Origin of the sequence: Blautia hominis, from assembly GCA_002270465.1 — a bacterium.
In the GTDB taxonomy this organism is placed as follows: Bacteria; Bacillota; Clostridia; order Lachnospirales; family Lachnospiraceae; genus Blautia; species Blautia hominis.
The window spans coordinates 805,132-830,008 of sequence record NQOF01000003.1 but is presented as its reverse complement, the minus strand read 5'-3'; the positions used below and the strand labels follow the sequence as shown (position 1 = coordinate 830,008).

The following is a 24,877-nucleotide window of genomic DNA, read 5'->3' as shown; positions in this document are numbered from 1 at the left end:
GCCTCTGCATTCTGACAACAGCTTCTGTCTTGAGTCAAAGTCCGGTGGCATCCAGCGCTTCCTGTGGTATTTCCACTTCCACTGCTTCGCCGCGCTCTTTTATAGTTACAGCCATCTCAAATCTGTCAATCTTCATCGTCTCACCTGACCCAGCTTCAGCAGCAAGGTCTGACATCATCTTTTCCATGAGCTGTTTCATATCAATTCTGGTCCGGACTATCTCTTTATTTTTCTGATCAATATACAAATCCACATCGACTTTTTCATCATCGATCCGGAAGCTGCCCAAAACATCTTCCTGCCCCTGCATCTGGCTTGCCATGCCAAACAGGCTGTTCAGTACCTCTCCGCCTATAGAAGAATGAACCACATAACACTCGATGGACTTCTCATCGTCCAGCACAACCGTTTCCTCGGTCATAGACAGGGAATCTTCCTGAATTCCCTGGTACAGTTCCTGTCCGGCAAATACCAGAGCTCCCATATTGCCGCTGGATACATCCGTCTCAGACTTCTGCCACTCTTCCCCGTTTTTTGTATAGGTCACATATTTGTCATCATTCTTCACCGTATAGCTCTCAATGGGAACCGGTATGTTCATTGACATAAGCTGCATATTCAACTCACCGTCCATGCGCATCCGTTCCTCCTGAAACTGCATATCTGCATCCATATCCATCTGGATGGCAGAATTCTGAACATCCCCCAGCAAATCCTGCGCCTCTTCCAGGGGTACTGCTGCCTTAAAATTCATGGTCATCTGCAGTTTTCCTGATTTGAGCTGTTTCTGACTGCTGATCACTTCTTTCAGCAGTTCTTCCGGGTTCTGTTCCTTTGCCTGCTCTTTGCCCTGTCCGCATCCGGCCAGAAGCAGCAGCGGTACCAGCACCGCTAAGCATAGTTTTCTGAGTTTTCCCTTCAAATTCTCCCCCCTTTATAATTTAGAGTATCCGTATCCATTTACAATGGCATCCAGTTTTTCGCCCTTCCTGCACATAGGACATTCACTTGCTTTGTGCGTCTGGTAATCCGGTACATCCTTTTTATAGAACACGGCATTGATATCCAGGCCTGCCACTTTGTTCACTGCACTGAATATAGCTGACACTCCCTGGATGGTACCACCATAGTAGAGTATGCTCTCCATACACTTCCGCAGCGTCTCGCCGGTTGTGATGGAGCCCATCAGGATCACCACATTTCGGTTCCGGACCATGTGCTGAATGTTGTCACGGAACATAAGCTGGCCGTTACCGTTAAATTCCGGAGTAACAATATAAATAGTCTTATGCGCATTCATGGACAGAACCCCTGCCTTTGCCAGCTCCTCCGCCAAAAATGCTCCCACGACTTCCAGCCCATCCAGACAGATAATAGAATCCACAGGGGTAGACGTTTCATATTTAGTAGACAGATACCTGGCGATTCTGGAAGCCTCCGCACATCGGGTCTTCATGGTTGTCATCTCCAAATAATGACTGATATGAGACTGCGGCGTTGCAAAATGCCCCGGAATCACTTTTAACTGAATCTTTTCATCACCGGCTGCATATACCTTAAACATTCTTTCTTCCATTTCCATAGATCATACCTCCTCTTTTTAATCCCCAATTCCTTATTTGTAACTATTCGGCGCCTGCATCGTTATGGGCAAAAAGCCATGCAGAATGGCCGTTATCAATGATTACACCTGATTGCTGAATACTTTTTCTCAAGGAACATGTATTCGGTCTGCGCAACAAATGTAGGGGCCTGCGGAATAGTTACACTTATTTTTTTCATATGCTTATTATACCATACTCCTTTTAAGGAAAAAAGAGAAGATTTCTGAAAATAGATATTTTTCAGGAAAATTGTTACTGTTCGCTCCATGTGCAGTAACATGTGTCGTGATACACTGATACACTGTTTTGCATTTTAGCATTTTTGCGCTGACTAACCCGGGATTTTGCTGTGCATCGCACATCATCTCTTCGAGGAAAACACCACTCAGGACCGTGTCCCTAGAACAATAACTGAAAATCACCGGTATTGGATATCGGGATAATTAGTGATCACTGCATCCACGCCAGCCTTCTGCATTTCCTGGAAACGTTCTTTGGTATTCACAGTCCATACATGCAGAGGAAGTTTTTCCTCCCTGCACTGTTTCAAAAAATCAGGATGCTGCAAATGCGTATAAATAGGATGCAGGGCATCCACGCCCAAACGCTTGGCATATATAGGTGCATCCACAATTCCATCCTCAAACAGCATACCTGTCCGTATACCGGAATTTTTCTGTTTCATCTCCAACAGCGTATAATGATTAAAAGAAGAATACAATACCTTGTCTTCCATCCCCATGCGGGCGGTTAGCTCCAGCACTTTATCTGTCAGCCCTTCGTAAAATATAATACTGGTCTTCAGCTCCACATTCACAAGCATCTCTTCTTTTCTCATAAGTTCATACACTTCTTTAAGAGTGGGAATTTTGGCATTTCCCTGTTCCGGAAATGTCTTGTTAAAATTCAGCTTTCTCAGTTCCTTCAACGTATGGTCCTTTACCCATCCTGAACCATTGCTGACTCTGCCCAGTTTCTCATCATGAATGACCACGATCTCACCGTCTTTTGTAAGCTGTACATCCAGTTCAATGCCATCCGCCTTACGGCGTACCGCTTCGGAAAAAGCGCCCATAGTATTTTCCGGCGCGTATCCGGATGCACCTCTATGAGCCCAAATTTTCATTTTCTTCATAGATCCCCCTTATAAATTCAGTCAATCATTATCCTCATTTTCATAGATATATTCTTCCTCTTCATGCGAATGTTCCCCATAAAACTCTCTTCCTACTACATTCTTTCTCTGTCTGCAATCCTCCACCATCTCGGAAAGCATGGAACGAACTCTTTTGGGGTCCGAAATATTCTTCAGGACAATTTCCGGATTGCTGTCCACTTTTGTTTTAACGATCAAATCTCCGGTTCCAAAAATTTTACCCGCCAGTGTCTGTACCATAGTCACATCCACGATCCGATATAAAAGTGTCTCATCCAAAGTGGTTCTCAGCAGTCCAGCTTCTATCATCAGTCTCTCGTTCTCTATATAATACTTCGTAAATGACCAGGGGAACCACATAAAATGTTTCCGGTCTTCCCATATTAAATTGTCACTCATTATAATAACCTCCTTATTATTAATACGTCAAAACTGTTAGTTACTTTCACAGTTACGAATAAAAACCCACACTAAACCGTCCTTGGCAGCAGCATTTCCACCTGCGGGAAATTTTTATGGTCAGCGTAGTGAATACGCTGACTTGTTAAGTAATTGCTATACGTTTCAGTATAATATGAATGCCTCAGAATAACAAGGGTTGTTTGGAAAGCGTACAAGAAACGGAGGTACAGCACCCCTACCTCTATTTCATTCCATCCACCTTACACTCCACAAAAAAAACAGGCGCCACCCACCGGTGATGCCTGTTTCTTATTTCACTCAAGAAACTAATGATTAGTTTTCTGCATCTCCATACAGAGTAACCAGTTTCTTCAGATATTCATATCTTTCTTTAGCCTGTTTTTCATTCAGAGCAAAGAGTTTAGCAGCCTTTTCAGGATTAGAACGTTTCAGAGAATTGTAACGAACCTCGCCATCCAGGAATGCCTGGTAATCTTCTGTCGGCTCTTTGGAATCCAGGGAGAATTTGCTTTCTGCTTCCGGATTGAAGCGGAAGTTATGCCAGTAGCCGGATTTAACAGCCAATTCTTCCTCTGTCTGAGCTTTGCTCATACCTTTCTTGATACCATGGTTGATACAAGGAGCGTAAGCGATGATCAGGGATGGTCCTGGATATGCCTCAGCCTCAGCAATTGCTTTTACAGTCTGGTTAAAGTCTGCACCCATGGAAATCTGAGCAACATATACATAACCATAGCTCATAGCGATGGAAGCAAGGTCTTTCTTCTTAACTTCTTTACCGCCCGCAGCGAACTGTGCAATCGCACCTGTCGGAGTAGCCTTGGAAGACTGTCCGCCTGTGTTAGAGTAAACCTCTGTATCGAATACCATAATGTTGATGTCTTTTCCACTTGCTAATACGTGGTCAACACCGCCGAATCCGATATCGTAAGCCCATCCGTCACCACCGAATACCCACTGGGATTTTTTACCCAGGAAGTCTTTTTTCTTAACGATATCTTTGCAGGTATCGCAATCAATTCCTTCCAGAGCTGCAACCAGTTTGTCAGTAGCCGCACCGTTGGTAGCACCACAATTGTAGGTATCTAACCACTCTTTGCATGCAGCTTTCACTTCCTCTGAAGCTTCTGCGCTTGCCATTACGGATTCTACTTTTTCTTTCAGGCCGCCGCGGATAGCGTTCTGAGCCAGTAACATACCGTAACCGAACTCTGCATTATCCTCAAATAAAGAGTTATCCCATGCAGGACCCTGTCCTTTTGCGTTTACAGTGTACGGTGTAGACGGTGAGGAGTTACCCCAGATAGAGGAACATCCTGTTGCGTTTGCAATGTACATTCTATCACCGAACAGCTGCGTGATCAACTTCGCGTACGGTGTCTCACCACAACCTGCACAAGCACCTGAGAACTCAAGCAGAGGCTGTTTGAACTGAGAACCTTTTACAGTTGTCTCTTTGAATTTAGCAACAACATCTTCTTTAACCGGAAGAGATACCGCGTAATCAAAGAATTTCTGAGATTCAACATTCGCTTCCATGTTTTCCATAACAAGGGCTTTTGCACCTTTCTTGCCTGGGCAGACATTTGCACAGGAACCACATCCGGTACAGTCAAGAGCGGATACTGCGATAGCAAATTTATATTCTTTCATTCCAGTCATATCAAGAGCTGCCGGAGCATTTGCTGCCTCAGCCTCTGTCATAGCAACCGGACGAATGGATGCATGCGGGCATACATACGCACAACGGTTACACTGGATACAGTTTTCAGGCTGCCATACCGGGATATTTACTGCAATACCACGTTTCTCGTAAGCAGATGTTCCGGATGGAGTTGTACCATCAACATATTCTGTGAATGCAGATACAGGCAGTGAGTTACCTTCCTGAGCTGTAACTTTAGCCTGAACGTTGTTAACGAAGTCTACAACTTCTTTTCTTCCGTTCTCTGCGTGAGTCAGGTCAAGACCTTCGTCTGTAGCAGTTTTCCAGCTTTCCGGAACCTGAACTTCAACGATCTGTTTTGCACCTTCATCAATAGCTGCCCAGTTTTTCGCAACTACGTCATCACCTTTACGTCCGTATGTAGCTTTGGCTGCTGCTTTCATCAAATCAATAGCCTGAGCCTCCGGAATGATGTCAGCCAGTTTGAAGAATGCGGACTGCAGGATTGTGTTGATACGAGTCGGGCCCATGCCTGTCTCAATACCAATCTTAACACCATCGATCACATAGAATTTGATGTTGTGGTTAGCAATAAATTCTTTTACCTGTCCCGGTAAGTGTTTTTCCAGGCCTTCCATGTCCCAAGGACAGTTCAGCAGGAATGTACCTCCGTCTACCAGTTCCTGAACCATGTTGTATTTTCTTACATAGGAAGGATTATGGCATGCAACGAAGTTTGCTTTCTTGATCAGGTATGTAGATTTAATCGGTTTTTTACCAAAACGCAGGTGAGACATAGTAACACCGCCGGATTTCTTTGAGTCATAGTCAAAGTAAGCCTGAGCGTACATATCTGTGTTGTCACCAATGATCTTGATGGAGTTCTTGTTAGCACCTACTGTACCGTCAGCGCCCAGACCCCAGAATTTACAGTTAATGGTTCCTTCCGGTGTTGTAACGATAGGAGTACCAACTTCCAGAGACAGATTTGTAACATCATCCACGATACCTACCGTGAATTTTTTCTTCTCTGTGTTCTCATATACAGCAACAATCTGAGCCGGTGTGGTGTCTTTGGAACCTAAGCCGTAACGTCCTGTAAGAATTGGAACTGCATCGAATTTGCTTCCCTTTAATGCAGCAACAACGTCTAAGTATAACGGCTCACCCAGAGAGCCCGGTTCTTTTGTTCTGTCTAAAACAGTGATCTGTTTTACAGTTTCCGGAATAGCTTCGATCAATGCGTCAGCGCAGAATGGTCTGTACAGACGAACTTTTACAACACCGACTTTCTTGCCGGCTGCCAGTAAATAATCGATAGTCTCTTCAATTGTATCGTTTACAGAACCCATAGCAACGATTACGTGCTCAGCATCCGCTGCACCATAGTAGTTGAACAGTTTGTAATCTGTACCGATCTTAGCGTTTACTTTGTCCATGTATTCCTGAACGATTGCCGGTAAAGCATCGTAGTACGGATTACATGCTTCTCTTGCCTGGAAGAAGATGTCAGGGTTCTGTGCAGAACCTCTCTGGCACGGATGGTTTGGATTCAGTGCGCGAGCGCGGAATTCATCAACAGCGTCCATGTCTACCATCTCTTTTAAGTCTTCGTAATCCCATGTCTCAATCTTCTGGATCTCATGAGAAGTACGGAAACCATCAAAGAAGTTGATGAACGGAACTTTACCTTTGATAGATGCCATATGTGCAACCGGTGTCAGGTCCATAACTTCCTGTACGGAAGATTCACAAAGCATAGCACATCCTGTCTGACGACATGCGTATACATCGGAATGGTCTCCGAAGATTGACAGTGCGTGGCTTGCAAGTGCACGGGCAGACACGTTGAATACACCCGGTAACTGCTCACCAGCGATTTTATAAAGATTAGGGATCATTAACAGAAGACCCTGTGATGCGGTATATGTAGTAGTCAGGGCACCTGCTGCCAGGGATCCATGCACAGCACCTGCTGCACCAGCCTCAGACTGCATCTCAGTAACCTGTACTTCTTGTCCGAAAATGTTCTTTCTTCCCTGTGTTGCCCATTCGTCTGTAGCCTCTGCCATTACAGATGACGGGGTAATCGGGTAAATCGCTGCAACATCGGAAAATGCGTAAGACGCATGAGCTGCTGCATGATTACCATCCATGGTTTTCATCTTTCTAGCCATTTGTTATTTTCCTCCTTGAAAATTGTTATAAACAATGTTCCACTTCGCTCCCCGAAGTCTATCGAAATTATATCACGATTCGCCAAGCATGTCCATTTTTTAACGAAAATAAGTAGAATGTTTTTTGAAAAAAACAAATCCTGACTACTCTTCCTCCATAATTTCACGAATCGTCCTGGCACCAAGCTCTCTGAGCAGGTTTTTTTGTATTTTGCACAGCTCTTTATGGACCTTACATCCCTCTTCGTCCTGGTTGCGCACACAGGGCTTGTCCGGATTCATACACTCGATCATGTAAAATTCCGGCTCCACTGCCAGGTAGATATCCAGCAGTGTAATCTGGCCAATATCTTTCTTCAGTGCATATCCTCCATTACTTCCACGGAAGCTCTTCACCAAATCTCCTTTTTCCAATTTTTTGAGTATTTTATATACAAACGCGGGAGTCAGTTCCTCCTTTTCGCATATCTGGTTCACGCAAAGTTTATCTCCTCCAGCAAGTGCCCGGACAATCCGCACCGCGTAGTCGCATTCTCTTGTAATCAGCATTTTTCCTGTGCTCCTTTCCTGTACTCTCTGTGGTCTTCTCTCGTCCCTCTTTTTTCCTAATGGTGTCCATTATACCTTTGTATACTTAATTTATCAAGTATTTTAAAAGAAATGCTTGCAAATTCCACATTTTACTGTAAAATAAGAAGAGATTACGCAAAGAAAATTGTAAGTTTTTTATAAAGTGAGGGATTAACATGATTGCAGCAAATAATGTCACTTTACGAATCGGTAAAAAAGCACTGTTTGAGGACGTCAATATCAAGTTTACGGAAGGAAACTGTTATGGTTTGATCGGTGCCAACGGCGCCGGCAAATCTACGTTCTTAAAAATCCTTTCCGGTCAGCTTGAGACCACCAGTGGTGATATCACCATTACACCCGGACAGCGTCTCTCCTTCTTACAGCAGGATCACTTCAAATATGATGCTTATACGGTTCTTGACACAGTTATCATGGGCAACAAACGTCTGTATGATATTATGAAAGAAAAAGAAGCCATCTACGCAAAAGAAGATTTTTCCGATGAGGATGGAATCCGTGCCAGTGAACTGGAGGGTGAGTTTGCCGAGATGAACGGCTGGGAAGCAGAATCCGATGCGGCACAGCTCTTAAATGGTCTGGGGATTGAAACAGAACTGCACTATTCCATAATGGGCGATTTGACAGGCAGCCAGAAAGTGAAGGTTCTTCTTGCACAGGCCCTGTTTGGTAACCCTGATATACTTCTTCTGGATGAGCCTACCAACCACTTAGACCTGGACGCCATAGAATGGCTGGAAGAATTCCTGATCAATTTTGAGAACACGGTGATTGTAGTGTCCCATGACCGTTACTTTTTAAATAAGGTATGTACACATACTGCGGATATTGACTACGGTAAAATCCAGCTCTATGCCGGAAACTATGATTTCTGGTATGAGTCCAGCCAGCTTCTGATCAAACAGATGAAAGAAGCCAACCGAAAAAAAGAAGAAAAGATCAAAGAGTTACAGGAGTTTATATCCAGATTCTCCGCCAACGCGTCAAAATCCAAACAGGCCACATCCAGAAAACGTGCCCTGGAGAAAATACAGCTGGATGATATGCGTCCTTCCAGCCGTAAATATCCGTATATTGATTTCCGTCCAAACCGCGAAATCGGAAACGAAGTGCTCATGGTAGAAGGCCTTTCAAAAACCATTGACGGTGTAAAAATATTGGACAACATTTCCTTTACTCTCGGTCATGATGATAAAGTTGCATTTGTCGGGGGAAATGAGCAGGCTAAAACCGTACTTTTCAAAATCCTTATTGGAGAAATGGAGCCGGATGAAGGAACCTACAAATGGGGCGTCACTACATCTCAGGCATATTTTCCTAAAGATAATACAGCCGAGTTTGACAATGACCTGACGATAGCAGATTGGCTGACGCAGTATTCTGAAATAAAAGATGCGACTTATGTACGTGGTTTTCTTGGACGTATGCTGTTCCCAGGTGAGGACGGTGTAAAAAAAGTCCGTATACTCTCCGGAGGCGAAAAGGTAAGATGCCTTTTATCTAAAATGATGATATCCGGTGCCAATGTGCTGGTTTTTGATGAGCCTACCAACCATTTGGACATGGAATCCATTACTGCACTGAATAACGGTATGATAAAATTCCCCGGTGTCATTTTGTTTGCCTCCCATGACCACCAGATTGTACAGACCACAGCGAACCGTATCATGGAAATACTTCCAAACGGTGTACTTATCGATAAGATCACTACCTATGATGAATATCTGGCAAGCGATGAAATGGCAAGAAAACGCCAGGTATATACCATGACAGAGGAAGATAACTAAAATTCAAGAAAAAAAGGGAGCATTCCACTCTGCCCGTCAGAGAAGAATGCTCCCTTCTGATACCAGCCTGTTATGGCAGCAATACATAGTTTTTCACCAAATCTTCCAGTGTATCACGTTTTCTGATGAGGCGGATTTTTCCGTCTGTTCTTACCAGAACCTCTGCCGGCCTAAGTCTTCCATTATAATTAGAGCTCATGACATGTCCATAAGCGCCTGCATCCAAAACTCCAATCACATCTTTTTCCTCTATATGGGGAAGTTCCCTGTCTTTTGCCAGAATGTCACCACTCTCGCAAATATTGCCTACAACAGTGACTGTCTCTCTTTTTCCTGACACCTTCCTATTTTTTTCATATACCTCAATCTCATGATAAGAATCGTATAATACCGGACGCATAAGTACATTAAATCCAATATCTGTGCCAATATATTTTTTGCCGTGGTTGGTTTTCACCGTATTTACGGTTCCCAAAAGGACTGACGATTCTGCCGTTACATAGCGGCCCGGTTCTGCCCGGAAGGTGATTTCCTTCCCGTATTCCTTCACAAAACGGTACATGATCTCATCCAGGGATTTTCCCAGATCTGCCAAATCTAGTCGCTGAATCTGATTCTCTTTATGATAGGCGATACCAAATCCCCCGCCAAAATCCACAAATTCCAAATCAGAAAATTCTTTTGCACATTCCAGTAGGGAATCCACACTCTTCAGATATTGTTCTTTTTCTAAAAAAAGGGAGCCAATATGCTGGTTCACACCAACCAGTTTAAGGCTATAGCGGGCAAGAATAGCCTTCACTTCATGGAGCATCTCCACATCAATTCCGAATTTTGTTTTCTTGCCTGCTGTAATGACTTTCTGATGATGTCCTGCACCATGGCCGGGATTCAGGCGAACAGCCACTTTTCCTCCCGGATTCAGTCTTCCATACTGTTCCAGCTGAGAGAGGGAATCCACGCTGGTAGTCACACCTGCCTCTATGGCATAGCGCATTTCCTGTTCAGATACATTATTACAGATATAGAAAATTTCATCTGCCTCATAACCTGCCATTTTGGCCAGAGATATTTCTCCCGGTGACATGACATCCACCTCAAGCCCCTCCTCTTTGACGATCTGCAGAAGGGCAGGGTTGAAATTTGCTTTAATAGAATAATCAATGACAAAGTGAGGATATTTCACCATTTTCTTCAATTCTCTACATCGTAAGCGCAGCGTTTCTTCATTATATACATAAACCGGACTGCCGTACATTTCTGTAATTTGTTCCGGCTCCATATTACCATAAAAGCCCTCTTCTCTCAAATTGTACTCCATAATCTTTATCTCTCCTTATAACAATGTCTTCATACTTAATTCTTGACAAATTATATCTTATTCTTTATAATTTGTAAAATAAATTAATCGCATTGTTATGATTTGTTTTTTCGATAGGAGTTTATATGAATACAACATCCTTGGAAACATTTTTAGCGCTCAGTAAAATTTTAAACTTTACCAAAGCTTCCGAGGCACTTTTTGTAGCCCAGTCTACGGTTACAAACAGAATTGCCGAATTGGAAAAAGAACTTGGCCAGCCCTTGTTTGTCCGCAGTCCGAGAAGCCTGAAACTTACAGAAGCCGGCATAAAGTTTATTGATTATGCCAACCGCATACTTGCCTTGGAAAAATCAGCAGTCACGATGCTGAACACACAGGATTTTTCCAGGGAGAATCTGCATATTGGTACAACAAACACCATTTATGAGTGTCATTTAAGAGCACCCCTCCTTGGCTATATGCAGGAACACAGGGATGTGAATACAAAAGTCACCATTTCCCATTCTATGGAACTGCTTCATGCACTCCAGGATGATTTGCTTGATTTTGCATTTACCTATATTCCGTTGAAGAAACAAGGTTTCACCTGCCAATGTTTTAAAAAAGACGAACTGGTTCTTGTCTGTTGCAGCAGTGACATAAACTATCAGAAGGGAATTACCAGAAAAGATCTTCCTAAATTGAATTACCTTTTCTGCAATTTTGCCCTGCAGGAAGTGGGTCTCTTTATCCGTCAGCTTTTTCCTGATAATTACCATTTTTCCTTTGAGATAGACAACAGTACAAAACTTCTTGACTTTGTTCTGGCGGGCCTGGGTTACAGCTTTCTCCCTCTCAGCCTTGTCAAAAAAGGAATTGAGGATGACAGGCTCCGCGTTATACCGCTGCTGGATTTCGATTCTCCAAAAATAAACAATTATCTTACTATGAAGACAGGTTTGGAATTCCCCTTCTATGTTTGAACCTAACGGTTGAGTACCTGCATGATTACCAGCAAGATCTATGGAGAATCACCTTAGGCAATGGAGTTTTCGTCTGGCTGCTGAACGTTTCCTTACAGTACATACAGCCTATATACAGACTTGCCTAGCAGTTACATTAAACAACTTTTTTCTGCCCCTGTGACAAACTATCAAATTTACTTTCCAATATCACAAGCCTGGATTCCAATTGGTTAACCTTTAAATGGTAAAGCTCATCCGTCTGTGAAACCCGCAGGGCATCTGTAAATTTACGGCTTAAATCAACGTGATTTTCCGCAATAATTTTAATATTTCTCTGAATTTCGTTTTCTATAATAAATTTCGTTTGTTCCAATTCATCTCTCACAGCCGCAACCTCTTTCTCAAGACGGTCCAGCCTTGTTTCAACATTATTAAGTTGAATTTTCATTTGCTTAATAGATTCCTCTACTAATTCAAATCTTTTATCTATCTGTCTAAATTTATCATCTATTTGTTCAAGCTTTTCATCTATCTGCTCAAACCTCTTATCTACCTGTTCAAATCTTCTATCTATCTGCTCAAACCGTTCCTCCATCCTTTCCGCGTTTTCATTCAAGCGATTATTTACCTGTTCAAATTTTTCATCCACCTGCAAATATAATGGCTGCAGCTTATTGTCAAACAACTTTTCCAGCATATTGATATCCTCTGTTGTAAATCCCATATTGTACCCTTCCTTTCCAATACTCATTTATTTTACTTGGTGTCCCATGTCTTACCTGTTGTCATGGGGAGCCGGCTTTTATCGACATGGCAGCAATGATGTAAGACATAAAACTTTATCTGTTATGCTGTATAGCTTATCATATTGCAGTGCATATTTCTATTGACATATTGCATATTCACATTTTTTGTAAACTCTGCGAAAAATCACGCCCTTAAAACTTTCCGATTTTGTATCTATCTGCTGAAAATATACTAATTATCATCAATCCACATCTTCCCTCCTGCCAAAATCCGAAATCCAATGCATCATTCGTTATCTATTTTTCACCTATTTAATTTTTCTTTATCCCTGTATATTTGTACACCTCATAGGCTGTATACTCCTTATCAAAATGATAACCCAGTTTTTCTGACAATGCCACGGAAGCAGGATTCTGGGCATCCCAGCTTGGATACAGGCCCCGCTCCAGACAATCCAGAATAAGCTGTGCGGCACAGCAGAGCGCCAGTCCCTTTCTTCGGTAATCTTCACGGGTATCCACCTCAATCTCAATCCCTTCTTTATAGACCGTGTAGGAAGACGCACCGGCTGCCAGAATCTTATTATCGAAGGCTGCAACCCCCAATCCGCGTTTCCTGTAGTCTTCGTAATCTTTAAACTGAGAACACAGATCTGCGGACCATGGATTCTCCATAACCTGCCGGTAAGTCTCTTTGTCAATTTTATGCAGGGAGAATCCCTCCGGACAGTGCTTTACTATATCCCTGAGCCTCTCCTTGTCAAATATATCCGACTCTTTCCTGATAGCATATCGTTTGCGTTTTTTTGAACATCCCTGATAAACCTGCTCTATCAAATCTCCCCATTCTACCGAAGCCGGCACCATAATGATAAACTCTGATTCTCTGTCATCCGGTTTATTTCGCACAAGCGCCTCCGCCGGCCGCCCTGCAAAAAAGCAGAAATCTCCCACTACTATCTGTGCGGACCGTGGATTCTCCGGATCATCTCCGTAAGCTCTTCCCATACAATCCTGAAGACAAGACCAGATCAAAGTCTCCTCCCATCCTGCGAACAATTCCGTAATAACGCTTTTATCCATGATCTCCACTATTTTTTCCATTCATACTCCTTTCTCATCCCACAGTCTCTCCATTGATGAAAAATCCGACAGAACATTGTCTGTAATTTGCATAACTATTCCCTACCTTCACAGTTACGAGTAAAAGCCCATAAAGAAATGCCTTCACAACAGGATTTTCTCTTCTGCTGTTCACGATCCCATTAAATCACATTGTGCGGCCGGCTAACCAAAAATTTTCCCCGCCTCACCCGGCCTCCTTATGTTATAAATATTTCCCGGGACTGTCATCAATGAACAGCCGCCTATTAATCCTCAGTATGCTACTATTCACAGCCCTGCAAAAAACGCAGTTCTGTAAACAGTAACACGCTTCGCGATGCACAGATATGGAGCATTCTGCCCCATATCGCGCTGGCTGCCTCGGGATTTTCATGCGCAAGCGCATAAAAACGCCTCGCGGGATAGCAGCCGTGAATAGTAACCTCAGTATAACATATATAAAAATTTCATGTTGACATTTTCCTTTTACATGCATATAATAAATAGTTGTTCATACAACAGTTGTAAATTACAACTAATTTCAAGGAGGCAGTTTTATGAATAATCATTTTGTCAGCATCATACGACGCTGCGAATTGTCATATGTAAGGGGTGAGATGGAAAAATACGGGCTGATCCCCCTGGAAGGCCGGCTGATCCGTATCCTCAAGGATAAAAGCTGCAGTCAAGAGGAAATGGCGGAGTATCTGAACCTGGATAAAGGCAGGATTGCAAAGAACCTGGCATCTCTGGAGGAAAAAGGCCTCATATGCCGCAAGATCAATGAACACGACCGCCGTCAAAAATTTGTATCTCTGACGGATAAAGGTGAGGAGATTTATGAACATATCCGGGATATCTATAAAACCTGGGACCAAATATGCTATGCCGGCTTTTCCGAGGAGGAACAGCAAATACATCAGGACCACATCAAACGAATTGCAGATAATGCAGTTACATACAGAAAAAAAGGGGGTATTTAAATGGTAAAAAATCTGACGGAAGGCAAACCTCTGAAGTTGCTTTTTTTCTTCGCTCTTCCTATGGTTATCGGAAACTTTTTTCAGCAGCTTTACAATATGGTGGATTCCATGGTAGTTGGAAAGTTTGTAGGTGAGGATGCGCTTGCAGCGGTAGGCTCCTCCTTCCCTGTTGTTTTTCTGGCTGTAGCGATCGCTGCCGGCCTATCCATGGGATGTACGGTTGTCATTTCCCAGCTCTTCGGAGCCGGCCAGATCCGGGAAATGAAGACCACCATCTCCACTGCACTGATCGCTCTGGGTGTCATCGGACTGGCGATCATGGCGGCCGGCGAGCTGGCTGCCGAACCGCTTCTGAAACTTTTGGGAACAGATGCGGATATCATGGCAGACTCACTTACCTATCTGCGTATTTATTTTGGAGGCGCTGTTTTCCTGTTTCTCTACAATACATTAAACGGCATTTACAACGCCCTGGGAGACAGCAATACACCACTTAAATTTCTTATGGTATCAGCTCTTACAAATATCGGGCTTGATCTGCTCTTTGTCATTCGTTTTCATATGGGTGTGGCAGGTGTCGCCTGGGCAACGCTGATCGCACAAGGCCTGTGCGCAGTGGCCTCTTTCTTTGTACTCATTAAAAGAATGAAGAATATGGAAAATGAACCCGCTGCCGCAAATAAAAAGTTTTCTCTTTTTGAAGCCGGCGCTGCCCGGAGAATCGCCCGTGTCGGTGTTCCCTCTATGCTGCAGCAGTCCATTGTCTCACTGAGCATGATGTTCATGCAGGGACTGGTGAACTCCTACGGCAAAGTATTTGTAGCCGGATATACAGCGGCAACAAAAATAGATACGCTGGCTATGATGCCAAATATGAACTTTTCAAACGCCATGTCAAGTTATACCGCGCAGAATATCGGTGCCGGAAAAGAAAAACGGGTGGTTCAGGGTTATAAAGCGTGTCTGCTCATGGTACTTATTTTCTCTCTGATCATCACCGGCATAATCTATCTCTTTGGCCCCCAGCTCCTCAGCCTGTTCCTGAACAGCGGTTCAGAGGGAAGTGCTATGGGATACGGACTGAAATACATGAAAACAGTCTCCGTATTTTATGTACTAATGGGACTGATGTTCGTAGGCAACGGCCTTTTGAGAGGTGCCGGAGATATGGGTGCCTTTATGCTGAGTTCCATGTCCAATCTGTTTTCCAGAGTTGCCATCGCATACCTTCTGGCTCATTTCATCGGTGCCAGTGCAATCTGGTGGTCAATCCCCATCGGCTGGGGAATTGGTGCTATATTCTCCTTTATCCGCGTACAGAGCGGTAAATGGAAACTAAAAAAACTGGTTGGCTGACCTTGCTAGTGCTCCATCCGGCCAGAAACAATACTGCCAGCACTGCCTATTTTGCCATCTGCCGCGTTGTCGTCAGTCAGCGGAGGGACCACTCCGCCTCCTTCCTTCGCCTTGCAGGCTGACAAAATATTCAGCACTGGCAGTATCATTTCTGACTGGATGGAACACTAGGATAAAAATATAAATATCCGGTTCATGCAGAGACTACTCCTTTGCGTGAACCGGATATTTATATTATACCTCTGTTCTGTCACTATTTTTAATAGCAGCGGCTTTGGCTGCCCCCAGCATTCCCGATGCGTCGCCGAGTTGGGCTGTTACAATTGTGCAGGCTTTTCTGGAATTCTCCAATGCATGGGTATCCACAATCTCCCTTGCCTTTGACAGCAGACGTTCCCCTGCCGCAGACATGCCGCCACCAATTATGATACACTCCGGGTTATATAGGTTGATCACATTTACAAGGCCATACCCCAGGATTTCCCCTGTTTCCTCCATAGCCTCTCTCGCAAGCGTATCACCCGCATCAAAGGCTCTGGATACCATCTTAGCTGTAATCTCTTCCGGGTCATGGGTCCAGGCTGTAAGTATGGTCTCCTCTTTTGCCTCTATCTTTTCCTTCACGGTACGCAAAAGTCCCAACGCTGACACATACCGTCCCAGGCAGCCCGAGCTTTTACAGCGGCAGGGCCGTCCCTCCCTGTACATATTCATATGGCCGATTTCACCCATACTGCCGGTTGCCCCATATAGAATATGCCCATCAATCATGACTCCTGCCCCCAATCCGGTGCCCAAAGTCAGAAGCACAACATTCTTTTTCCCTTTGCCTGCACCAAAAAAACATTCCCCATACAGATTTACACGGACGTCATTGTCAATGAACACCGGAATCCCTAACCGTTTCCTGAACCAATGGACAATGGGGACATTTTCCCATTTTGGAAAATTTGGCGAAAACAGGGATATGCCATTCTCTATATCCAGAAGACCAGGCACCCCAATTCCCATAACTTCCACTTCCCGAAGCGATGTTCCTGCCTTTAAAAGCAGCTCCCTGATATTTTCTTGCATCCGTTCCAAAACCCCTTCTGCCCCCAGATGCACCATGGTAGGTGTCCTCTGTTCAGCCACCGGGGAGAAATCCTTTGTAAACAGAGAGGTCTTGATATTCGTTCCTCCCAGATCCATACCCATTATATACTTTCTCATTTACTGTCCTTTCCGGCACTCTTTCGATGCTTTTCCTTTGCACCCTGTAACTTACCCGCATGAAATGTTCCCTTAATCATTTTTCTATACAGTTAATTATACATAAAAAAGAATCCGAAAACAACACTTGTGCCGCAGACAGAAAAAACCACAGCCTACTATTTTTATGATCGGACTGAGAATCACAATCTGATACTTGTCACCGGCAGCACCGATATTTCTTAAAGATCATCCACCAGCGCGCTGCTCTTTGCATAGGCCGTACTTTTGGCTTCAAAAAAATCGGTTTTGATCAGGTTCGCATTGCTGTACTGACCTACCCAGCGCATGCTCTCCGGTTCTGTATCATGGCCCTGATAAATCCCATCAAATCCCAGGCTGAAACATCTCAGATTACCCAGATATTTTATATAATCCCTGACCATTTCTCCGTTAAGACCCGCAATGTCTTCCCCAATCACATAGGCCCCCCAGGTCATCTCCTGTTCGCAACCTTCTTTTATCATCTCCCGGTAGACTTTTACTTTATCCTCCGTAAACATTTCCGGCTCCTCTTTTTTTAATTCCATAAGAATGTTTCTGAACAGCCAGAGATGTGTATTTTCGTCCCGGTTGATATAGCGGATGACCTGTGCAGTGCCCGGCATTTTATGGTTCCTGCCCAAATTGTAAAAAAACATAAATCCGCTGTAAAAATAAACGCCCTCCAATACATAATTGGCTACAATGGTCTTCATAAAGGTAAACATGTCCTTTTTCTGTTGGAAATCATTATACAGGCTGCCGATAAAAGTATTTCTTTTCAGCAAATGCTCATCATCTCTCCACTGGTACAAAACTTCCGTACGTTTCTGCGGCTCACAGATAGTGTCCAACATATAACTGTAGCTCTGGCTGTGTACCGCCTCCTGGAAGGCCTGGATGGACAGGCAGAGATTCACCTCATTTGCAGTAATATACTCACTGACCGCAGGCAGGTTGGCCGTTTGAATACTGTCCAGAAAGACAAGGAAGGATAGGATCTTATCATAAGCGCGTCTCTCTTTTTGTGACAGTCCGGGGTAATCTCTCACATCCACATTCAGATTGATCTCCTCCGGAATCCAGAAATTGTTCATGGCCTGGCGGTACCAGTCACTGACCCAGGTATATTTCATATTATTAAAGTCATTGAGATTCGTTGTATTGCCTCCCACCATTTTACGGTGCTGTATTTCACAGTCACCCTGTGGATTAAACAAAGGCTTTTTCTTCATTTCCATCAGCTTGCGCACACCTCGCATTCTTCCACTTCCAGGCTCCTGGAACGGATATAATATATGGTCTTCACCTCTTCCTCCCAGGCGAGCAGGTACAAATTAAGTACCTGGCGGAAAGTATAGTCATTGGTAATATACAGATTCATACTCTGTGCCTGATCAATATGGCGCTGCCGGATCCCACAGGCACGGACAGACCATTCCTGATTGATGTGATGAGCATTTTTGTAATACCAATAAGTGTCTGTATTAAGCTCAGGAGCCACCCTGGGCACAAGGCCGTTCTTTTTCTCCTCCAGAAAATACCGGTTCATTACCGGGTCAACACCTGCTGTTGTTCCTGCGATCATGCTGGTGCTGCTTGTGGGTGCAACCGCCAGGAGATAACCATTGCGCATCCCTTTTAACTTCACCTGGTTTTTGAGAGAACGCCAGCGCTCCGAAACATATGCCCGTTTTTCAAAATAAGCACCACTTTCCCAATCACTTCCCGGAAAATACGTGTAACTTCCCTTTTCCTCCGCATTTTCACAACTCGCTCTCACAGCCGCAAAATTAATGTCCTCAAAAATCCGGTCCACCAGCTGTAAATGTTCCTCAGACTCCCAGAGGATCCCCTTCTTTGCCAGCATATGATGATATCCACTGACTCCCAGTCCTACGGGGCGGTATTTCATATTATTGATTCTGGCATAGGGAACCGGAAAGAAATTCAGATCAATAACATTATCCAGGGCACGCATGGCATTTCTTGTGATCTCCTCTATCTCCTGTCTGTTATCCACATCAATCCTTCCCAGTGAAAGACTCGCCAGATTACACACTACAAATTCTCCCGGTTGTGTAACAGTTACAACCACAGTCTCATTGTCCACAACTTCCGTCCTCTGTTCCACCTGCTCAATAGGGCTCATATTCTGGGCAATTTCCGTGCAGAGATTACTGCCGTATATTATGCCTTTGTGACTGTTTGGATTGGCTTTATTGACAATATCCCTGTTGAAAGTAAAGGGAGTTCCTGTCTCCGCAGCACTTCGGATGATCAGACGTATCAGTTCCTTAATTGGAATCACCCGTTTTTTGATTCTGCTGTCAGCCACACATTCCCAGTATTTCCGCTCCCACTCCTGACCGAAGGAATCTTCCAGAGCATACCCTTTGATGGTAAGAATCTCGTGAGGGCACATGAGATACCAGTCGCCCTCTATGTTTTCTTTCGCTGTCTTCCAAAACAGGTCCGGATAACAGACCGCCGGAAATACATCATGGGCTTTCATCCTGTCATCTCCGTTATTTGTGCGCAGGCTTAAAAATTCAGGAAGATCTCTGTGCCATACATCCAGATAGACAGCCACTGCCCCCTGCCGGACACCGAGCTGGTCCACTGCCACTGCCGTATCATTTGCCAGTTTGATCCAGCGGATAACACCTCCTGCTGCTCCTTCAAACCCACGGATATCACTGCCTGCAGCCCTCACTTTTCCAAAATACAGCCCCATACCGCCGCCAAATTTGCTGACCTTTGCAAAATTGTCGATACTGCGGTAAATCCCATCCAGACTGTCCGGCACTGTGTCTATGAAGCAGGAGGAAAGCTGGTGATATGGTTTTCTGGCATTTGACAGTGTGGGGGTTGCCATAGTCACCTTTAAGGTGCTGAGCATGTCATAGAAACGCCGGACCCACTTGTCCCTGTTCTTCTTTTCCGGCATAGCCAGATGCATGGCAATGCCCAGAAACATCTCCTGCACGCTTTCCAGGGGAACATTCTGACGGCTTTTGATCACATATCGGTTTAAAAGAAGCTCCAGACCGGAATAATTGAACAGATAATTTCTGTCCTCCTGCATGTATGTCTCGTACTGGAGAATCTCTTCCTTTGAATAATTTTCCAAAATATAGCTGCCATACAGACCCATCTTCGTCAGGCAATGAATCTTATCATAAAAATTGTGTATCTGAAACTTTTCCAGTTCACGCTCTAATCTGCGGGTAAACTGCAGGTGTAAAATACGGCCCGCGGCAAATTCCCAGAGAGGTGCTTCCTGGGTAGTCAGTTCCACTGCAGCCTTTGTCAGTAAATCCAGGCGTTCCTCCACCTGGATCCCTTCTCTATAAAAAGTGAGAAATTTGGCAAGCAGGTGCTCCAGGTGATACACATGGTCTGTATATTTGATCTGAATATCTTTGAGAACCATATCCAGTTCCCCGGCTTCCTCAAAATACCCCATGATCTTTCCTCTTGCTTCCCGCCTTCTGCTTCTCTCGTTCCTATATAATATGAAACTTTTCAGCACTTCGTAGTAATTCAGTTCAGTGAGTGAACGCTCTACAATGTCCTGTACTTGTTCTACCTGCAGCGGACAGGACTCCAACGTCTCCTTATGTCCGCTTTGCGCCTCATCCATACAATATTTTTCAATTTTATGCTCTGCCAGCTCTGCGACTTTTTCAATCTCCTCATTCATATATGGCTGACCGACACTTTTGAATGCCAGCAATACCGCATTTTTAATTTTTTGTATGTCATAGGGTTCTGACTGTCCATTTCTTTTCATAATGATCATGTTTTTCTTCTGCCTCCTCTTCCCTATTCTGCCCACTGTGTCTGTTTTCTAATACCTGTATGATCATGACCGGGTAGTCACAAACACGGTTATGTATCCCATCCGGATATGTGGGCCATTGACATTGTAACACAGAGGAAGTGTATACTCAACAATTTTAGTCCAGTTTAATTCTGGATTTTATTCTTACATGGGAAAATACAGGTGAGACAATATAGTAAAAAAGACCTGCAATGTATAAAATCATTCTACCATACTAATACTTTTCCTTCTATATATAAAGGGATAAGCACTTTCCCGCCCTTTCAGACCAGCACTTATCCCTTTATAGTTATTTTGTAACTTTTCAGTCCCCTCACAGTTACAGGCAAAAATCCATGCAAAATCGCCTTTGGCGATGGGATTTTTGCTTGGCCGTGGTACACTTTCTTACGGTCAGCGCAGTGAATGCGCAGACCTACTGAATCGTTACGTTATTTTTTACCTGTCAATTATTTTACTGTCTTAACTGTCATCAGCAGTTCCCCAGCTTTAATCTCTTTTCCTTCTTTTACAAGGATTTCATCCATCTCTCCATCCATGAGGGCAATTACATTTGTCTCCATCTTCATAGCCTCTACCACTGCCAGGACCTGATTCCTCTTGACTTTTTCTCCCGGCTTTACTAGTATCTTACTCACAAGACCAGGTATGGAGGCACCCACATGACTCAAGTCATTAGGGTCTGCCATGGGTATGGATTCCACAGTTACCTTTGCACCTTTATCCTGTACAGACACTTCTCTCCGTATGCCGTTCAGTTCAAAGAATACCGTTCTGGTCCCGTCCGGATTCAATTCACTCTTACCCAGATATTTGATAACCAGTGTCTTTCCATCTTCGATCTCCACCCGATTGGTCTCCCCCTCGGCAAGCCCGTGGAAATACACATGACTGCCCAGCCGGGTGATATAACCGTATTCCCTGCGGCTCTTCAAAAAGTCTTCCACTACTTTTGGATAAAAACACCAGCTTATGACCATTCTCCAGTCAGGCTCCGGAACAAATTGTTTCAGCCGTTCTTTTGCCGCTTCAAAATCCATAGGCGGAAGCAATTCGCCCGGGCGGCATGTAATAGGTTCCTCCCCCTTCAAAACCACTCTCTGCAGTTCCTTTGGGAATCCCCACTGCGGCTGTCCCATCATTCCCTTGAAATAGCTGACTGCTGAGTCCGGGAATGTCAGATTTTCTCCGCGTTCCACAATATTTTTCGGTGTCAGGTCATTTTGTACCATAAAAATTGCCAGATCACCTACCATTTTTGAAGATGGAGTTACTTTCACCAGTCCTCCCAGCATCTCATTGACTGTGCGGTACATCTCTTTTACTTCCTCAAACCTATGGCCTAAGCCCAAACTTTCCACCTGCGGCTTTAAGTTGGTATACTGACCTCCGGGGATCTCATAGCGGTAAATGTCTGTTGCCGGGTATTTGATTCCCCCTTCAAATGAACGGTATCTCTCTCTCACATCACTCCAGTAATCCGTCAGTTCCTGCAAACGTTCCAGAGACAATCCGGTATCCCTCTCCTGCCCCTGAAGTGCAGCTACAAGGGAATTCATGGACGGCTGACTGGTGAGGGAGGACATGCTGGATACGGCCGTATCCACAATGTCCACTCCCGCTTCTGCTGCCATAAGCAAAGCTGCTATCTGGTTTCCGCTGGTATCATGGGTGTGAAGATGTATGGGAAGACCTGTTTCTTCTTTCAGCGCCTTTACCAGTTTATGCGCAGCATAAGGCTTGAGAAGCCCTGACATATCTTTGATACAGAGAATATGGGCGCCGCGGTGCTCCAGTTCTTTTGCCATCTTTGTGTAGTATCCCAAGGTGTATTTGTCCTCCTTGGGGTCAGATACATCCCCTGTGTAACACAGTGTTGCCTCTGCGATCTTATTTTGATTCAGGACCTCATCCAGCGCGATTTCCATTCCCGGTATCCAGTTCAGAGAGTCGAAGACGCGGAACACATCAATCCCACTTCTGGCGGCCTCTTTCACAAACTCCCGTATAAGATTATCCGGATAGTTAGTATATCCCACCGCATTAGCGCCCCGGAGCAGCATCTGGAACGGAACATTCGGTATCTTTTCCCTGAGCAGGTCAAGGCGCTCCCAAGGCGATTCCTTCAAAAAACGGTAGGCCACATCAAAAGTGGCGCCGCCCCACATTTCCAGTGAAAAAGCATCTGCCAGTATCTCTGCAGTACCTTCTGCGCCTTTTACCATATCACGGGTCCTCACTCTGGTCGCAAGAAGAGACTGGTGTGCATCCCGCATCGTCGTGTCTGTGATGAGCAGCTTCTTCTGCTCCAATACCCACCGTTTTACCGCTTCAGGTCCCTGGGAATCCAATATCTGTTTCACACCGTCACTTCTCGTTCCTGTCACGCCGGGGAAACGCGGAGGTTCATAGCGGTATTTCCCGGCAGTGGGGTCATTTACCACAATATTCCCTATGTATTTCAGCATTTTTGTAGCTCTGTCCTGGGAACTTTTGATTGAAAACAATTCCGGTGTCTCATCTATAAATTTTGTATGACATCTGCCGGTACGGAACATGGGATGCATTAAAATGTTTTCAATAAATCCTATGTTTGTTTTCACACCGCGCACCCTTGTCTCGCTGAGTGCCCGGAGAGATTTGTTGCAGGCTCCCTCAAAGGTATTGTCATGGGTAGTCACCTTTACAAGAAGGCTGTCATAGTAAGGTGAGATTTCTGCCCCCGCGTAGGTATTTCCGCCATCAAGCCGAACTCCAAAACCGCCTCCGGTCCTGTATGCAGTCACTTTACCCGTATCCGGTGCAAAATTATTCTGCGGATCCTCCGTAGTTACCCGGCACTGGATCGCATATCCATGACGCTTTACATCCTCCTGTTTTTCAATACCGATTTCCGGTGCTGCCAGGGTCTTCCCTTCTGCAATGAGAATCTGGGCACGAACTATATCAATATCTGTGACCATCTCCGTCACCGTATGCTCTACCTGAATCCTGGGATTCATTTCAATAAAATAATATCCGCCCTTCCTGTCAACCAGAAACTCAACAGTCCCGGCATTTACATACCCAACTTCTTTTGCTATTTTTACTGCATCCTCACAGATTTTTTCCCGCACATCCTGTGAAATAGCAAATGCAGGCGTAAATTCCACTACTTTCTGATAGCGCCGCTGCAGAGAACAGTCCCTCTCAAAGAGATGGACAATATTCCCGTACCGGTCTGCCAATATCTGCACTTCAATATGTTTTGGCTCCTCCAGGAATTTTTCAATGAAAATGTCTCCACATCCGAAAGCCTTTAAAGCTTCGCTCTGTACCAACGGAAAGGTATCCCTCACTTCCTGCTCATCCGCACATCGGCGCATCCCTCTTCCGCCACCGCCTGCAGAGGCTTTCAGTATCACCGGAAATCCATAAGACACCGCAAGTTCCACAGCCTCATCCGCATCCTGAATCGGCATGGTGGAGCCTGGAACTGTGGGAACACCACATCGTTTAGCGATTTCTTTTGCACTGAGTTTGTCACCCATCTTCTCCAGTACATGGGAAGGCGGTCCGATAAAGGTAATGCCGCTCTCCTCACAGGCCCTGGCAAAATCTGCATTTTCTGAAAGAAAACCATAACCCGGATGAATGGCATCCACCTTGTGTTTCAAAGCAATATCTATAATCATGCCTATATCCAGATATGCCCCCAGCGGACTTTTATTTTCTCCTATCATATAGGATTCATCCGCCTTTGTCCGAAAGACATTGTATTCGTCTTCCTTAGAATAGATTGCTACCGTACTGCGCCCCAAATCGCAGCACGCCCTAAAAATACGGATGGCGATTTCCCCCCTGTTGGCTGCCATCACTTTCTTAAAGTTTTTGCTGCACCTTTCATTAACCATACCTTTCCTCCTGTTTCTTTGACCATAATGTGATTTGTTTCTG

The 24,877-nt window shown here is 44.5% G+C and carries 17 protein-coding genes; 4 read left to right on the top strand and 13 right to left on the bottom strand.

The genetic code is table 11. From position 1 onward, the window contains the following. Nucleotides 1–34 precede the first annotated feature (34 nt). The 6 genes from CI595_RS14150 to CI595_RS14120 all read right to left on the bottom strand — a co-directional run bounded on the left by CI595_RS14150 (nucleotide 35) and on the right by CI595_RS14120 (nucleotide 7,575). Entirely contained in the window at nucleotides 35–922 is an 888-nt protein-coding gene (locus tag CI595_RS14150; RefSeq protein ID WP_095174207.1) for a hypothetical protein, read from the bottom strand. Nucleotides 923–934: 12 nt separating this feature from the next. Further along, nucleotides 935–1,576: a phosphoribosyltransferase gene (locus tag CI595_RS14145; RefSeq protein WP_095174350.1), complete on the bottom strand. Its 642-nt coding sequence runs from the start codon at nucleotides 1,574–1,576 to the stop codon at nucleotides 935–937. A gap of 446 nt (nucleotides 1,577–2,022) precedes the next feature. Beyond that, the gene (locus CI595_RS14135) at nucleotides 2,023–2,739 is read right to left on the bottom strand and encodes a glycerophosphodiester phosphodiesterase (protein ID WP_095174203.1); all 717 of its coding nucleotides are present in this window, start codon (nucleotides 2,737–2,739) and stop codon (nucleotides 2,023–2,025) included. 21 nt (nucleotides 2,740–2,760) lie between these two features. Then, complete coding sequence (locus tag CI595_RS14130) at nucleotides 2,761–3,159, bottom strand: PH domain-containing protein (RefSeq protein WP_095174201.1); 399 nt, start codon at nucleotides 3,157–3,159, stop codon at nucleotides 2,761–2,763. A 336-nt stretch (nucleotides 3,160–3,495) separates the two neighbouring features. Continuing rightward, complete coding sequence (nifJ, locus tag CI595_RS14125) at nucleotides 3,496–7,026, bottom strand: pyruvate:ferredoxin (flavodoxin) oxidoreductase (protein ID WP_095174199.1); 3,531 nt, start codon at nucleotides 7,024–7,026, stop codon at nucleotides 3,496–3,498. 144 nt (nucleotides 7,027–7,170) lie between these two features. Beyond that, the gene (locus CI595_RS14120; RefSeq protein ID WP_095174197.1) at nucleotides 7,171–7,575 is read right to left on the bottom strand and encodes an RrF2 family transcriptional regulator; all 405 of its coding nucleotides are present in this window, start codon (nucleotides 7,573–7,575) and stop codon (nucleotides 7,171–7,173) included. A 197-nt stretch (nucleotides 7,576–7,772) separates the two neighbouring features. Between CI595_RS14120 and CI595_RS14115 the strand changes: the two genes are divergently transcribed. Continuing rightward, the gene (locus tag CI595_RS14115) at nucleotides 7,773–9,404 is read left to right on the top strand and encodes an ABC-F family ATP-binding cassette domain-containing protein (protein WP_095174193.1); all 1,632 of its coding nucleotides are present in this window, start codon (nucleotides 7,773–7,775) and stop codon (nucleotides 9,402–9,404) included. 70 nt (nucleotides 9,405–9,474) lie between these two features. Here CI595_RS14115 and lysA read toward each other — a convergent pair whose 3' ends face one another. Continuing rightward, nucleotides 9,475–10,725, bottom strand: coding sequence for a diaminopimelate decarboxylase (lysA, locus tag CI595_RS14110; protein WP_095174187.1), 1,251 nt, complete (start codon nucleotides 10,723–10,725; stop codon nucleotides 9,475–9,477). A 125-nt stretch (nucleotides 10,726–10,850) separates the two neighbouring features. Between lysA and CI595_RS14105 the strand changes: the two genes are divergently transcribed. Continuing rightward, nucleotides 10,851–11,690 (top strand): LysR family transcriptional regulator, encoded by an 840-nt coding sequence (locus CI595_RS14105; protein ID WP_095174166.1) that lies wholly within the window; start codon nucleotides 10,851–10,853, stop codon nucleotides 11,688–11,690. A 136-nt stretch (nucleotides 11,691–11,826) separates the two neighbouring features. Here the strand turns inward: CI595_RS14105 and CI595_RS14100 are convergent, their stop codons facing one another. Beyond that, nucleotides 11,827–12,396: a hypothetical protein gene (locus tag CI595_RS14100; RefSeq protein WP_095174152.1), complete on the bottom strand. Its 570-nt coding sequence runs from the start codon at nucleotides 12,394–12,396 to the stop codon at nucleotides 11,827–11,829. A gap of 334 nt (nucleotides 12,397–12,730) precedes the next feature. Next, a complete protein-coding gene (locus tag CI595_RS14095) occupies nucleotides 12,731–13,522 on the bottom strand; it encodes a GNAT family N-acetyltransferase (RefSeq protein ID WP_095174139.1) in 792 nt (263 codons plus the stop codon). Nucleotides 13,523–14,079: 557 nt separating this feature from the next. On the opposite strand from CI595_RS14095, the gene CI595_RS14085 reads away from it, so the two are divergent. Then, nucleotides 14,080–14,505 carry a MarR family winged helix-turn-helix transcriptional regulator gene (locus tag CI595_RS14085; protein ID WP_095174135.1) on the top strand — a complete coding sequence of 142 codons (426 nt, stop codon included), beginning with the start codon at nucleotides 14,080–14,082 and terminating at the stop codon, nucleotides 14,503–14,505. Then, nucleotides 14,506–15,861, top strand: a complete 1,356-nt coding sequence (locus CI595_RS14080) for an MATE family efflux transporter (protein ID WP_095174132.1) — start codon at nucleotides 14,506–14,508, stop codon at nucleotides 15,859–15,861. Between the two features lie 234 nt (nucleotides 15,862–16,095). On the opposite strand, the gene CI595_RS14070 is transcribed toward CI595_RS14080, so the two are convergent. The 4 genes from CI595_RS14070 to CI595_RS14055 all read right to left on the bottom strand — a co-directional run bounded on the left by CI595_RS14070 (nucleotide 16,096) and on the right by CI595_RS14055 (nucleotide 24,834). Continuing rightward, nucleotides 16,096–17,073 carry an ROK family protein gene (locus CI595_RS14070; protein WP_095174130.1) on the bottom strand — a complete coding sequence of 326 codons (978 nt, stop codon included), beginning with the start codon at nucleotides 17,071–17,073 and terminating at the stop codon, nucleotides 16,096–16,098. Between the two features lie 221 nt (nucleotides 17,074–17,294). Then, a complete protein-coding gene (locus CI595_RS14065; protein ID WP_095174349.1) occupies nucleotides 17,295–18,338 on the bottom strand; it encodes a ribonucleotide-diphosphate reductase subunit beta in 1,044 nt (347 codons plus the stop codon). Continuing rightward, complete coding sequence (locus tag CI595_RS14060) at nucleotides 18,335–20,899, bottom strand: ribonucleoside-diphosphate reductase subunit alpha (protein WP_095174128.1); 2,565 nt, start codon at nucleotides 20,897–20,899, stop codon at nucleotides 18,335–18,337. The genes CI595_RS14065 and CI595_RS14060 overlap by 4 nt, the downstream gene beginning before the upstream one ends. A gap of 491 nt (nucleotides 20,900–21,390) precedes the next feature. Then, nucleotides 21,391–24,834 (bottom strand): pyruvate carboxylase, encoded by a 3,444-nt coding sequence (locus CI595_RS14055; RefSeq protein WP_095174125.1) that lies wholly within the window; start codon nucleotides 24,832–24,834, stop codon nucleotides 21,391–21,393. Nucleotides 24,835–24,877: the final 43 nt, after the last annotated feature.